Annotated in this window: 14 protein-coding genes; 5 read left to right on the top strand and 9 right to left on the bottom strand. The window is 66.5% G+C overall.

Features of this window, described 5'->3' with window-relative positions; genetic code table 11:
• Window positions 1–24: 24 nt before the first annotated feature.
• Window positions 25–1,335 carry a cytochrome P450 gene (locus ACFWO8_RS01160; protein WP_378940479.1) on the bottom strand — a complete coding sequence of 437 codons (1,311 nt, stop codon included), beginning with the start codon at window positions 1,333–1,335 and terminating at the stop codon, window positions 25–27.
• Window positions 1,336–1,899: 564 nt separating this feature from the next.
• Between ACFWO8_RS01160 and ACFWO8_RS01155 the strand changes: the two genes are divergently transcribed.
• Window positions 1,900–2,382, top strand: coding sequence for a hypothetical protein (locus ACFWO8_RS01155; protein ID WP_378940478.1), 483 nt, complete (start codon window positions 1,900–1,902; stop codon window positions 2,380–2,382).
• A 13-nt stretch (window positions 2,383–2,395) separates the two neighbouring features.
• On the opposite strand, the gene ACFWO8_RS01150 is transcribed toward ACFWO8_RS01155, so the two are convergent.
• On the bottom strand, window positions 2,396–3,010 hold the full coding sequence (locus ACFWO8_RS01150) for a helix-turn-helix domain-containing protein (RefSeq protein ID WP_378940477.1): 615 nt from the start codon (window positions 3,008–3,010) through the stop codon (window positions 2,396–2,398).
• An 82-nt stretch (window positions 3,011–3,092) separates the two neighbouring features.
• Between ACFWO8_RS01150 and ACFWO8_RS01145 the strand changes: the two genes are divergently transcribed.
• Window positions 3,093–4,085, top strand: a complete 993-nt coding sequence (locus tag ACFWO8_RS01145; protein WP_378940476.1) for an NAD(P)/FAD-dependent oxidoreductase — start codon at window positions 3,093–3,095, stop codon at window positions 4,083–4,085.
• A gap of 63 nt (window positions 4,086–4,148) precedes the next feature.
• Here ACFWO8_RS01145 and ACFWO8_RS01140 read toward each other — a convergent pair whose 3' ends face one another.
• Both ACFWO8_RS01140 and ACFWO8_RS01135 read right to left on the bottom strand, forming a co-directional pair.
• The gene (locus tag ACFWO8_RS01140) at window positions 4,149–4,367 is read right to left on the bottom strand and encodes a hypothetical protein (RefSeq protein WP_378940475.1); all 219 of its coding nucleotides are present in this window, start codon (window positions 4,365–4,367) and stop codon (window positions 4,149–4,151) included.
• Between the two features lie 96 nt (window positions 4,368–4,463).
• A complete protein-coding gene (locus ACFWO8_RS01135) occupies window positions 4,464–5,111 on the bottom strand; it encodes a TetR/AcrR family transcriptional regulator (RefSeq protein ID WP_378940474.1) in 648 nt (215 codons plus the stop codon).
• A gap of 79 nt (window positions 5,112–5,190) precedes the next feature.
• Here ACFWO8_RS01135 and ACFWO8_RS01130 point away from each other — a divergent pair, with 79 nt between their 5' ends.
• Window positions 5,191–5,802, top strand: a complete 612-nt coding sequence (locus tag ACFWO8_RS01130) for a hypothetical protein (protein WP_378940473.1) — start codon at window positions 5,191–5,193, stop codon at window positions 5,800–5,802.
• A gap of 6 nt (window positions 5,803–5,808) precedes the next feature.
• Here ACFWO8_RS01130 and ACFWO8_RS01125 read toward each other — a convergent pair whose 3' ends face one another.
• The gene (locus ACFWO8_RS01125; RefSeq protein ID WP_378940472.1) at window positions 5,809–6,648 is read right to left on the bottom strand and encodes a helix-turn-helix transcriptional regulator; all 840 of its coding nucleotides are present in this window, start codon (window positions 6,646–6,648) and stop codon (window positions 5,809–5,811) included.
• Between the two features lie 101 nt (window positions 6,649–6,749).
• Between ACFWO8_RS01125 and ACFWO8_RS01120 the strand changes: the two genes are divergently transcribed.
• Entirely contained in the window at window positions 6,750–7,466 is a 717-nt protein-coding gene (locus tag ACFWO8_RS01120) for an SDR family NAD(P)-dependent oxidoreductase (RefSeq protein WP_378940471.1), read from the top strand.
• Complete coding sequence (locus tag ACFWO8_RS01115; RefSeq protein ID WP_378940470.1) at window positions 7,460–7,933, top strand: hypothetical protein; 474 nt, start codon at window positions 7,460–7,462, stop codon at window positions 7,931–7,933. Before ACFWO8_RS01120 ends, ACFWO8_RS01115 begins: the two co-directional genes overlap by 7 nt.
• A gap of 87 nt (window positions 7,934–8,020) precedes the next feature.
• Here ACFWO8_RS01115 and ACFWO8_RS01110 read toward each other — a convergent pair whose 3' ends face one another.
• From ACFWO8_RS01110 to ACFWO8_RS01095, 4 genes are all read right to left on the bottom strand, one after another.
• On the bottom strand, window positions 8,021–8,644 hold the full coding sequence (locus ACFWO8_RS01110; protein WP_378940469.1) for a hypothetical protein: 624 nt from the start codon (window positions 8,642–8,644) through the stop codon (window positions 8,021–8,023).
• A gap of 43 nt (window positions 8,645–8,687) precedes the next feature.
• The gene (locus ACFWO8_RS01105; RefSeq protein ID WP_378940468.1) at window positions 8,688–8,951 is read right to left on the bottom strand and encodes a type II toxin-antitoxin system RelE/ParE family toxin; all 264 of its coding nucleotides are present in this window, start codon (window positions 8,949–8,951) and stop codon (window positions 8,688–8,690) included.
• Entirely contained in the window at window positions 8,948–9,226 is a 279-nt protein-coding gene (locus tag ACFWO8_RS01100) for a type II toxin-antitoxin system prevent-host-death family antitoxin (protein WP_378940467.1), read from the bottom strand. The genes ACFWO8_RS01105 and ACFWO8_RS01100 overlap by 4 nt, the downstream gene beginning before the upstream one ends.
• Window positions 9,227–9,330: 104 nt before the next feature.
• The gene (locus ACFWO8_RS01095) at window positions 9,331–13,101 is read right to left on the bottom strand and encodes a multifunctional oxoglutarate decarboxylase/oxoglutarate dehydrogenase thiamine pyrophosphate-binding subunit/dihydrolipoyllysine-residue succinyltransferase subunit (protein WP_378940466.1); all 3,771 of its coding nucleotides are present in this window, start codon (window positions 13,099–13,101) and stop codon (window positions 9,331–9,333) included.
• Window positions 13,102–13,146 lie beyond the last annotated feature (45 nt).

The following is a 13,146-nucleotide window of genomic DNA, read 5'->3' as shown; positions in this document are numbered from 1 at the left end:
CGTGTTCGTCTTTGTGAGCGGAATCTAATTCTCGATCGATGCGGAAGGCGTCGCACCCACGCTGCGGCCCAGTTCGACCGGCACATGCTCGTAGCCACGGAAAGTCAGCTGCGAGCGGAGCCGGGGTGGGGCGGCCGAGCGCATATCGGGGAAGCGGGCGAACAGGGCGCGCAGTGCGTGACCGGCTTCCATCCGGGCCAGATTGGCGCCGAAACACGCGTGGACACCGCTGCTGAAGGCCAAGTGCTCGTTGGCATTCGGACGGGCGACATCGAACCGGTGCGGGTTGCTGAACACCGCCGGATCACGGTTCGCGCCGGCGAGCGACAGCATGACCATGGCGCCCTGGGGCAATGGGACGCCCGCCAGTTCGAGATCGGTCAGCGCGGAGCGGGCCGTGATGAACACCGGCGGCTCGTAGCGCAGTACTTCGTCGACGGCGTTGGGCCACAGTTCCGGCTCCGCGTTGAGCCGGTCGAGTTGTTCCCGGTGCGTCAGCAGGAGGGTCACGGCATGGCTGATCAAATTGGCGGTTGTCTCGAAGCCGGCGCCGATGATGATGCTGGTATTCGCCTTGAGCGCGTAATGGTCGAGGTCACCGCCCTTGATCATGTTGCTCAGGACATCGTCGCCCGGTTCTCGGCGCAGCCGCTCGATGTGCCGGTCGAGGTAGTCGTTGAGTTCTTGGGCGGCGCGCATGGCGCGGTCGTAGGTGCGCCAGGAGATGCCGACGTCGAGCATGGGTGTCATGGCCTCGCCCCAGTGCAGGAACTTCTCCTGGTCTTCGCGGGGCATGCCGAGCATTTCGAAGATGATGGCGATGGGCACCCGCGAGGCGAACGCCTCGACGAGATCGACCGACTCACCGGCGGGCAATGCGTCGAGGAGCTCCTCGGTGACGGTCTCGACTCGGTCGCGCAGCTTGTTGACCGCGCGCGGGGTGAACGCCGAGACGACCGGTCGGCGCATCGTGGTGTGTTCCGGCGGGTTCAGGCGCAGCATCGCGGGTGGATCGGCCGGATTCGCCGGCGGCGGCACCCGGCTCGCCAGCTTCTGCAACAGCTCGGGTATCTCGATCCTCGCAGAGCTGCGCACGCCGAACCTGTTGTCCCGCAGGATCGCCCGGGCCAGCGCGTGGTCGCAGGTCACCCAGGGCAGCGGTGTCTTCACCAGCGTGCCCTGCGCTCTGATCTGTTCGAGGTAGGGGTGAGGGTCGGCGATACCTTCCGGCCCCATCATCCGGGCGAAGATGTCGCCGCGCCGGGACTGAACGCGCAGTACTACCCGCGGTACGCCGTGTAGTGAAAGCCATCGAAGTCGATATTGCAGCGTCATGCTATCGGCAACCTGTCTCCGAAATGAAAATTCGCTGATACGGCACAGGATGGCCGGGATCCGGGAATTGTGAATTCATGGCGTATACCTCATTTGCCAATGCGGCCGACTATTCCACGCGAGCAATGACGATATCGCCAGCGTTCGGAATTTCTCCTGAGTCGAATTCTAAACGGGTCGAATTCAATGGACATCCCCCCGAATGGGTGGCGTCGGAACCGGTGAGAATTCGGCCTCATGGTAGGCGCCGTAGGCGGTGGTGAGTCGGGCCCTGATCACGGCACGGCACGGCCGATTTCGGGCGCGGGCCGGGCCAGTGCCTGGATCGTCAGCGCTGGCGCGGGTGCGGCGAACCTGCCGGCGTCGCGCGGGGTGAGATCTCTGTTAACGGACCGCATGGCGTGTCGCGAACAGGGTACGAGGATCCCGGGTTGCGGCCGCCTCAGCAGCTGCATGGGAAGGGTGCCGACACTGTCAAATATGCTGTGGCACACCATGTTTGGTTGCGAAATCGAGACCGTTATGGTGGCTAACGGGAGGCTGCTCCGGCCCGAAGTAGAGGGTATGACTCTCACGAACAGCACTTACCGAAAGTTCTCGGCCGTGGTTGTTGCCGCTGCCGCCACGCTGGTCGGATTCGCCGGTCCGGCAACCGCGCTCCCCTCGGATCCGGTGGTCCAGTTCACGCCAACGATCAGCCGGATCCCCGGCGCCAACTGTGCGGCCATCATCAACGCCAAGACTGTGCCGCAGGAGCGGTCCGGCTCGTTCGGGGTGCAGGTGAGCATCACCCAGACCGGCGACTTCTGCCAGCGATACCGGGTGGCCGTGCGCTTCCGCAATCTGGATTCGGGCTACAGCGACGGGCAGTCGCATGCCGTCGAGAACGGTCAGCTGGTGAATTTGCCGGACAGCATCATCGTCGGCATGGGAACCGGGCCGGGCAAGGGCCGGGTGGAAGCGTGGATCGTGACCACCGACGAGACCCTGCCGCAGCATCAGGAGCTCGAGCACATCTCCGGCCGCGCGAGCTTCACGCTCGGCTGAGCACGGCGGCGGGTCAGGCCTGGTCCTGGCCCGTCGCACGCTGTGCGGCGGAACCCTTCGGGCGGGCGCGGAAGTGGGCGCGTTCGCCCTGTTTGCCGAAGAGGCTGAGGAATTCGACCGATTGTTCGTCGGCGGCACCGAACCAGTGCGGGACATGGGTGTCGAATTCGGCGGCCTCGCCCGGGGCGAGGATGACTTCGTTGTCGCCGAGGATCAGGCGCAGGCGGCCGTTGAGCACGTAGAGCCATTCGTAGCCCTCGTGGACCTGCGGAGTGTCGGGGCGATTACGCGCGCCGGGGGCGATGATCATCTTGAAGGCCTGGATGCCGCCCGCGCGTTTGGTGAGCGGGAGCATGGTCATGCCGTGGCGGGTGATCGGGCGCAGGTGGATGCGCGGGTCGCCGGTGGGCGGGGCGTCGACGAGTTCGTCGAGGGTGACGCCGTGCGCTTTGGCCAGGGGGAGCAGTAGCTCCAGAGTTGGCTTGCGGGCGCCGGATTCGAGTCGGGACAGGGTGCTGACAGAGATGCCGGTTTCCTGGGAGAGGTCGGCGAGGGTGGTCTGGCGCTGTTTGCGCAGAGCGCGCAGCCGGGGGCCGACCGAGTCGAGGGTGTGATCGAGGTCGTCCATGCTGTCCAGTTTGCCATGTCGGCAAAGAAGGTTGCCAGTATTTGTCGATGGGATGCACTGTGGATTCTCGAAGGAGGTCGAGATGACACAGCTGAACGATTCGTACGACGTAGTGGTGCTCGGTGGCGGGGCCGCCGGGCTGAACGCGGCGCTGATGCTGGCGCGCTCACGGCGCTCGGTGGCCGTGATCGACGCGGGGGCGCCGCGCAACGCGCCTGCTCAGGGGGTGCACGGACTGCTGGGACGCGAGGGGATGTCGCCGTTGGAGCTGCTCGAGCTCGGGCGCGCCGAGGTGCGCGGATACGGCGGACATGTGGTGTCGGGTGCGGTTGTCGCGGTCGACCGCGCCGCGACTGCGACCGACCTCGGGGAATTCGTGGTGACCCTCGCCGACGGTCGCACCGCGCGGGCCCGGCGCGTTCTCGTCGCCACCGGACTCGCCGACGAGCTCCCCGACGTCCCCGGCCTGCGCGAACACTGGGGTCACGATGTACTGCACTGCCCGTACTGCCACGGCTGGGAAGTGCGCGACCAGCGCATCGCCGTGCTGGCGAGCGGACCGATGTCGGTGCACCAGGCGCTGCTGTTCAGTCAGCTCAGCGACGACATCGTCTTCCTGTCCCACACGGCGGATCCGGTGAGTGCCGAAGACGCGGAAAAGCTGGTGGCCCGCGGCATTCGGATCGTCGACGGCAAGGTCGTCGAGGTGCTCGGCACCGACCGCCTGACGGGCGTCCGGCTCGCCGACGGCACCGTCATCGAACGCGACGCCCTGGTTGTGGCACCCCGCATGAACACCCGCGCCACCTTCCTCACCGACCTCGGCCTGGTCCCCGAACCGCACCCCTCCGGCGCAGGCGACCACATCCCCGCCGACCCCGTAGGCCGCACCTCGGTCCCCGGCGTCTGGATCGCGGGCAACGCCACCGACCCATCCGCCCAAGTCGGCGCCGCCGCGGCGGCAGGCGCCATGGCCGGTGCGCAGATCAACGCGGAACTGGTGATGGCCGAAACCGCCGCCGCGGTAGCCGCATGCCGAGTCGACGCTGACCTGGGTGAACCGGCGTCCGCGTAAGCCGCTCGACAGCTGGCACGCAGGACCCCGCCGAACGTATCGGCGGGGTCCTGTGCAGCGGACTCAGTTGTCGGTGGTCGGGCACACCGTGCTGCTGAACGGGCACGGCTTGAAGAACTCCTCGATGAGCATCACCAACACGCCACTCCCACTGGTCGCATCGGCACTGCCGGTCTCGGCGACCGGCGCGGCTGCTGTCGGCGCGGCCATCGCGGTAGCAGGTGCCATGGCCCCCAACGCGGCAATCGCCATACCGGCCATGACAAATTTCCTGATCGACACGCTGTCTCCCATATTTCGAAAAGTGTTGCCGCAGAGTGGGCGACAAGAACGATTCCTTCGAAAACGACCGACCGGTAGCCCTGAAAATCGGGGCTGTCACGATCGGCGGGATTCGTCCTGACCGGCTGCCGCTTCATCGTCGGTGAGGAACGGGTTGCGATCGAGCTGCTTCAGCCGTCCGAGTGCTTCCCGTTGGCGATAGCCCTGCGTCTGATCGATTGCTGCGATGAGTAGCGCTCGAGCCTTCTCCGGGGAGAGCTGGCCGATGGTGACGTGCAGGGCGAGTCCGTCGAGAAGGGCGAGGAGGGATTCGGCGGCGGCGGTCGGGTCGGGGTGGTGGGTGATCATGCCGGCGACGTGGTCGCGGAAGCCGAGGCCGTTCGTTGTCAGCGTTTCGGCGATCTGGGGGCGGACCGTGGCGAAGGCCAGGTAACCGATCAGGATGCGGGCGTCGGCGGCCGATTCAGGGTCGGTGGGGAGCAGTGCGGTGAGGAGCTGGTGTAGATCGGGGTCGGGGCCCGCTGCGGAGATTCGAGTGGCGATCCGATCGGCGATGGTGGTGGTCGCGAACTCCATCATCGCCTCCTTGCTGGGGAAATAGTGCTGCACCTGGCCCGCGGAGACCCCTGCCTCGGTGGCGACATGGCGCAGGCTGATCGACTCCAGACCGTCGCGGGCGAGCAGGCGCATCACCGCATCGCTGATCGTCGCGCGTCGAGAACTGTGATCCACCCGCTTCGGCATCCGCCCATCTTTTCACAATGCACTTGTATTGCTGTGGTTCACCTCTTTACAATGCGAGTGTATTGAAAAGGAGGGTCCCATGCGCCCGATCGCCCAGCTCGCACGGTCTTTCGTTCGTCTCGAAGTCGACATCTGGGTGAGCCTGGCGCGGGTAGTCGCCCGGCGTCCGGACACCGGCGGCGGCACACCGATTCGGTACGCGGGCGCGGTATCGGCGGTCATCTGGGCGTTCATCGTGGTCAGCGCCGTGGAGATCCCGGCGGTTCACCTGCTGATCCCGTGGCCCGCGGCGCGGATCGTCGCGCTGACGCTCGGGGTCTGGGGATTGTTGTGGATGGCCGGAATGCTGGCCGCGCACCATATATACCCCCACGTGCTCACCGCTGAACTGCTGCGCGTGCGCTACCTGCGCCGAGTCGGCCTCGACATCTCGCTGACCGACATCCGCGCGATCCGGCACGACCTGCGAGCCTACGACGGCGCGAAATCGTTGCAGCTCACCGGAACAGGCGACCAGACGCTCGCCGTGATCATCGGCAGCTCGACGAACATCCGCGTCATCCTGACCGAACCCCAGACCTTTCCCACCCCACACGGCGACTTCACGGTGAGCACCGTCGCCTTCTGGGCCGACGACCCCCAGGCCGCGGTCGCGAAAATCCGTGCGGCGGTGCTGGATCGAGCGGTCTGAAGGGGTTCAGTGGAAGGATTCGAGGCCGGTTACCCGGAGCAGGTCGAGGGCGGTGGCGGTGGGGGTGTGGGGTGTCGCGGAGTAGATGATGACGGTTTGGTCGGTGTCGGGGACGTGCATGGCGTCGCAGTCGAGGGTGAGGGCGCCGAGGTCGGGGTGGGCGATGGTTTTGGTGAGGCTGTGCATGACGCTGGAGCGGCCTGCCTGCCAGTGCGCCTCGAATTCGGTGCTGCCGGTGCGTAGTTCGGTGAGTAGGCGGGTCAGACCTGGGTCGTCGGGGTAGGTCGCGTCGACCGCGCGCAGGCAGCCGACGCAGGCGGCGGCATTGCTGTCGGCCTCCTCGGGAGTCAGGACGATGCGGCCCATGCCGGTGCCGAGAAAACGCTGCCACATGATGTTGCGCTGGGCAGGCGGGATCGCGGAGAAATCACCGAACAAGGCCGCCGCCAGGGGAGTCCAGGCGAGGACATCGGATTTGGCCGAGAGGACGAGCACGGGCAGATCGGCCAGGCGATCCAGCAGTCGCAGCACGCTGGGGCGGATCATCATCGGAATCCGTCCTGCCTGCGGCGGTTCGGACCCGGCGAGCCGATAGACGAGATCGCGGTCGACATCGGTGAGGCGCAGCGCCCTGGTCAACGCACCGAGTACCTGCTCGGACGGTTTGGGTCCGCGACCCTGTTCGAGTCGCACGACATAATCGACGCTGACACCGGCCAGGCTCGCCACCTCCTCGCGCCGCAATCCGGGCACCTGCCTGCGTGATCCGCTCGGCAGTCCCGCATCGGCGGGGGTCAGCCGAGAACGCGCGGTGCGCAGTACCGTCGCCAATTCCGCTCTGTCCACCTCTCCCATGGTGCCGCAGGACGGGAGTGCGGGGGTGGTACCGCCAGTCCTAGGCCGACCCAGCACTGGAGACCGTGTCGCGTCGGCGAGATTCTGGAGGCATGACGACAACGATTGCCCTGGTCACCGGGGCCAACAAGGGGCTCGGCCGGGAAACAGTGCGCAGGCTGGCCGAAGCGGGCTGGCAGGTGTTCCTCGCTGCCCGCGACGCCGCGCTCGGCGAGGCAGCGGCCGCCGAATTCACCGCGGCCGGTTTCGATGTTCGATTCATCCCGCTCGATGTGACGTCCGACGACTCCGTCGCCGCGGCCGTGGACATCGTGAAGGCCACGGCGGGTCGCCTCGACGTGCTCATCAACAACGCGGCCATCGGCGGTCCGCGCACCGCGCCGTCGGAGACCGGGCCCGACGACCTGCGAGAAGTGTTCGAGACCAACGTCTTCGGCCCGGTCCGGGTGACCAACGCGTTCGTGCCACTGCTGCGCCTGTCCGACCGTCCCCGCATCGTGATGGTCTCCAGCAGCGTCGGCACGATCGCCATGGTCACTGACCCGAAATGGAGCGGCGTGCTGCCACCGGCCCTCGGCTACCCGAGCACCAAGGCCGCGCTGAACATGCTCACCGTCATGTACGCGAGCGAACTCGGCGAGATGAAGGTCAACGCGATCGATCCCGGCTACACCGCCACCGACCTCAACGGGCACAGTGGTTTCCAGACCGTCACCGAGGGCACCGACGCCGTCGTGGCCGTGGCAACGGCCGACGGGGACGGCCCGACAGGCGGATTCTTCGACCGAACGGGCGCCGCACCGTGGTGAAAGCGGGCGCACTGCTCGTGGCGGTGCTCGCCGGCCTCGGTGTCACCGCCTACCTGATGAGAACGGAGAGCCCAGTGGCACAGCGGAATACGAACACCGTGCTGTCGATCGGCCTGCACCCCAGCGCCGTCGACTACTCGAACTACCCGCAGCTCGACGAATCCACCCTGACCGCCCGCATCGCCGCAGGCGAATCCGCCTTGCGCGAAGCAGGTTTCGACATCGTCAGCTGTCAGCTCCCCGCCGACCCCGATGCGGCGGAAGCGGCACTGCGCGAGTGCGCGGCGGGTGGTGAGTTCCGGGTCGCGATGATCGGCGCCGGTGTGCGGATGGCCCCCGAACACACCCTGCTGTTCGAGCGGCTGATCAATGTCGCGTCCGACCTCGCGCCCGGAATCCGGTTCTGTTTCAACACCTCTCCGGAAACCACCGTCGACGCCCTGCGTCGCTGGGTCCAGCCCGGCTGATCGCTACTCTTCACCGCCGCGGCGCTCGTGCACCGCCGCGACAACGGGTAGCGGCTCGGACAACCGGTGGGTTTCGCCGGCGACCGCCTACTTGTGGCCGCCGCCGTGGTCGTGGCTGCACGTGTCGGTGCGGCGGCCGTCGGCGCTCGCCTGACCTGCGCCATGACCTTCGAGCGCCGCGAACGGACCGCACTCATGCGGGGCGATCCATACATGCACCATCGGGTTGCCCGAGCCGGGGTTGATGGAGTTGGGCGGGCAGTTTCCCGCCGCGTCGAGGACACCGGCGACCACAGGACCGTTGTCGCCCGCCTTCCAGCAGAGGTTGTCGTGCACGTGCCACTGCATCAGGGACCCGCCGAAGTCCACCAGGGCAGGGTCGTCGATCTTCTTGCCGTTGGCGATGTACATCGCCGAGACGAGGGTGCGGTCGGGGCCGTCGACCCGATAGACCAGCGACTCCGGGTGGGCGGGATCGAGGAAGTTGTTGTCGCGGATGTAGCTCATATTGATGTAGTGCTCGTAGCCGGTCGCCGAGTCACCGATCGAGCGGAAGCCAAGGGCACCAACGGAATTCACGTCAGCGAAGGCGGGTAGGCCATCGAGGGTGCTGCGGATCAGGTTGGTCGCGCGCGCCTGCTGGTCGGCCTTCACGCCTGTCGCGTCGAACAGGTCGACGGGGTTGTGTCGGGCTGGACGGCACGCGGTCACTCAGGGTCACCGTGCTTTTCGCACTCGGGATGTGATGTCGCGACTACTCGTAGATGTCGCGACGATGTCCAGCCGTCACCACGAGAATGATCAATTTGCCGTCGTCGACCTCATAGACGAGTCGGTAGTTGCCGACACGCAACCGGAAGCCGTCGCGACCGGTCAATGCCTTGACGTCGACGCCGTCGCGCCGATAAGGATCATCGCCGAGGAGCGTGAGCGCCATGAGTAGGCGGAGCGCATCGTGCTGCGGGATCGATCTCAGTGCCCGGTGGGCGGCGGGCGTCCAACAGAGCTCGTACTTCACGCGGCGCCTGCGTGGCCGCGGGCGAGAATGTCGTCGATCATCTGGCCGACAGTCGCGTTCGTGGGTTCCCCGCCCTCGGCGAGCGCCGCGTCTGCCATCCGGCCCAACTGTTCGTCTTCCCATTCCTCGAGCTTGGCCAGCATGAACAACGGGACCACGGCAGCGGCAGGTTCGCCCGCGCGGGTAATGACCGTGACTTGGCCGTCGTTCGCGGCGGCGCTGACGACGGCGGGAAGTTGGGCCCGAGCCTCGCGGATGCTGAGTTGATCGTCCATGTCGCCCAGTGTACACCTTGGGGTGTACACCTTCGCGGGTGTGAAACGGCCGACGCCGGGTGGATCGCGATGATCCACCCGGCGTCGGTCGTGCTGTGAAGAACTTACGTGGTCGGCTCGAAAGCCTCGCCGATGATCTCGGCCTGTTCCACGGCGTGCACCTTCGACGAACCCGAGGACGGGGCCGACATGGCGCGACGCGAGATGCGACGCAGCCGGCCCAGGCGCTCGGGCAGCACCTCGGGGAGGTTCAGACCGAAGAAGGGCCAGGCGCCCTGGTTGGCCGGTTCTTCCTGGACCCAGGCGATGTCGGTCGCGTTGGGGTACTTGGCCAGTGCCTCGTTGAGGCGGTACGTCGGGATCGGGTAGAGCTGTTCGACCCGGACGATGGCCACGTCTTCGCGCTTGTGCTTCGCCTTCTCCGCGGCCAGCTCGTAGTAGAGCTTGCCCGAGGTCAGCAGGATGCGCTTGACCTTGGTGGTGTCGCCGATGCCCTGTTCGTAGGTGGGCTCGTCGAACACCGAACGGAACTTCGACTCGGTGAAGTCCTTGACGTCGGACACCACAGCCTTGTTGCGCAGCATCGACTTCGGGGTGAAGACGATCAGCGGACGACGGATCCCGTCGAGCGCGTGGCGACGCAGCAGGTGGAAGTAGTTCGCCGGCGTGGACGGCACCGCCACGGTCATCGAGCCCTCGGCGCACAGCTGCAGGAACCGCTCGATGCGACCGGAGGTGTGGTCGGGACCCTGACCCTCGTGGCCGTGCGGCAGCAGCAGCACCACGTCGGAGAGCTGGCCCCACTTGGCCTCACCGGAGGAGATGAACTCGTCGATGATCGACTGCGCGCCGTTGACGAAGTCACCGAACTGCGCTTCCCAGAGCACGAGTGCGTTGGGATTGCCCAGGGAGTAGCCGTATTCGAAACCGACGGCGGCGTACTCGCTCAGCGCCGAGTCGTGCACCGCGAACCAACCGGGCTTCTCCGAGCCGATGTTGTGCAGCGGGGTGTACTCGTTGGCGTTGATCCGGTCGATGATGACCGAGTGCCGCTGGGTGAACGTGCCGCGACGCGAGTCCTGACCGGTCAGGCGCACATCGTGGCCCTGGTCGATCAGCGAGCCGAAGGCGAGCAGCTCGGCGAAGGCCCAGTCGACCTTGCCCTCGTAGGCCATCTCACGACGCTTCTCCAGCACCGGCTTCACGCGCGGGTGCACGTTGAAACCGTCGGGAGTGTTCAGGAACGCGTCGCCGATACGTTGCAGCACCGACTTGTCGACCGCGGTGACCACGGTGGCGGGCACCTTCTGGTCGTCCTCGACCGACTCCGACGGCTCCGGAATGTACTTCTCCAGCTCGCGGACCTCGTTGAACACGCGCTCCAGCTGACCCTGGTAGTCGCGCAGCGCGTCCTCGGCCTCCTTCATGGAGATGTCACCACGGCCGATCAGCGATTCGGTGTAGGCCTTACGGACCGAACGCTTGGTGTCGATGATGTCGTACATCTCCGGCTGGGTCATCGAGGGATCGTCGCCCTCGTTGTGCCCACGGCGGCGGTAGCAGACGAGGTCGATGACGACGTCCTTGCGGAACTTCTGGCGGAAGTCGACCGCGAGGCGAGCCACCCAGTCGCAGGCCTCCGGGTCGTCACCGTTGACATGGAAGATCGGCGCGCCGATGAACTTCGCGATGTCGGTGGAGTACTCGGTGGAGCGGCTGTTCTCCGGCGCCGTGGTGAAGCCGATCTGGTTGTTCACCACGATGTGGATGGTGCCGCCGACGCGGTAACCACGCAGACCCGACAGGTTCAGCGTCTCGGCGACCACGCCCTGACCGGCGAACGCGGCGTCACCGTGCAGCATCAGCGGCATCACCGAGAAACCGTCGGGGCCGTCGCCCTTGTCGAGCAGGTCCTGCTTGGCGCGGACCAGACCCTCGAGCACCGGGTCGACCGCCTCGAGGTGCGAGGGGTTGGCGGTGAGCGAGACCGCGATCTCGTTGTCGCCGAACATCTGCAGGTACTGGCCGTGCGCACCGAGGTGGTACTTCACGTCGCCGGAGCCGTGGGTGGCCGCCGGGTTCATGTTGCCCTCGAACTCGGTGAAGATCTTCGAGTACGGCTTGCCGACGATGTTGGCGAGCACGTTGAGGCGACCGCGGTGCGGCATGCCGATGATGACCTCGTCCATCGCGTACTCGGCGCACTGGTCGATGGTGGCGTCCATCATCGGGATGACGGCTTCGGCGCCCTCGAGTGAGAAGCGCTTCTGGCCGACGTACTTGGTCTGCAGGAAGGTCTCGAACGCCTCGGCCGCGTTGAGCCGGTTCAGGATGTACTTCTGCTGCGCGACCGTCGGCTTGACGTGCTTCTGCTCGACCCGCTCCTGCATCCACTTGAGCTGATCGGTCTCGAGGATGTGGGTGTACTCCACACCGACGTGGCGGCAGTACGCATCACGCAGGATCGACAGCACATCGCGCAGCTTCATCCGCTCCTGGCCGTGGAAACCGCCCACGTCGAAGGTGCGGTCCAGGTCCCACAGGGTGAGGCCGTGCTCGGTGACATCGAGGTCGGGGTGGCTGCGGAACTTGTCCTTGACCAGGCGCAGCGGATCGGTGTCGGCCATCAGGTGGCCGCGGTTGCGGTAGGCCGCGATCATCTCGAGCACCCGGGCGCTCTTGTCGACACCGCGCGCGCTGATGTCCTTGCGCCAGCGGATCGGCTCGTACGGCACACCGAGGCCGTGGAAGATCTCGTCGTAGAACTCGTCGGAGATCAGCAGGTTGTGGATCGTGCGCAGGAAATCGCCCGACTCGGCGCCCTGGATGATGCGGTGATCGTAGGTCGAGGTCAGCGTCATCAGCTTGCCGACGCCGATATCGGCGATCCGCTCGTCGCTCATGCCCTGGAACTCGGCGGGGAACTCCATCGCACCGGCACCGATGATCGCGCCCTGGCCCGGCATGAGGCGCGGCACCGAGTGGACGGTGCCGATGGTGCCGGGGTTGGTCAGCGAGATGGTGACGCCGGCGAAGTCGTCGGCACCGAGCTTGCCCTCGCGTGCGCGGCGCACGATGTCCTCATAGGCCGCGTGGAACTGACCGAAGCTGAATTCCTCGGTTTCCTTGATGGCGGCGACGACCAGCGATCGGTTGCCGTCCTTGCCCGCGAGGTCGATCGCCAGGCCCAGGTTGGTGTGGGCCGGGGTGACCGAGTTCGGCTTGCCGTCGATCTCGGCGAAGTGGCGGTTCATGTTCGGGAACGCCTTGATCGCCTGCACGATCGCGTAACCCAGCAGGTGGGTGAACGAGATCTTGCCGCCGCGGGTGCGCGCGAGGTGGTTGTTGATCACCAGGCGGTTGTCGATCATCAGCTTGGCCGGGATGGCACGCACCGAGGTCGCGGTGGGGATCGTCAGCGAGGCCGACATGTTCTTGGCGATGGCGGCGGCGGGGCCGCGCAGCACCTTGTTCTCCGGGCCTGCGGCAGCAGCCTTCGGCGCGGCGGTAGCCGGTGCGTTGGACACCGGTGCAGGTGTGGTCTGCGGTGCGCGCACGGTCTTGGCGGCCGGAGCGGGGGCCGGCGCCGGAGCCACGGCGGGCTTCGGCGGTGCCGTCGCTACCACGGCTTTGGGGGCTGGGGCCTGAGCAGCTGCCGCCTTCGGTGCTGCGGCTGCTGACGGAGCGGAGGAGGCGACCGGGGCCTGACTGTTACCGGATTCAGTTGCTTCCGGCGTGTAATCCGCGAGGAACTCGTGCCAACTCGCGTCGACCGAGGATGGATCCTGTTTGAACTTCTGATACATCTCGTCGACTAGCCACTGGTTCTGTCCGAACTGGGAAGTTGAGCTGCTCACAGCTGGTGTTCGCCTCATTTCGTTCTTCGCGCTGCGACGTTTGTGACGTGCTTGGCAGGGATA

It is taken from the genome of Nocardia sp. NPDC058480, assembly GCF_042720495.1.
In the GTDB taxonomy this organism is placed as follows: domain Bacteria; phylum Actinomycetota; class Actinomycetes; order Mycobacteriales; family Mycobacteriaceae; genus Nocardia.
The sequence above is the reverse complement of the archived record's forward strand: the minus strand, read 5'-3'. Positions and strand labels throughout refer to the sequence as shown.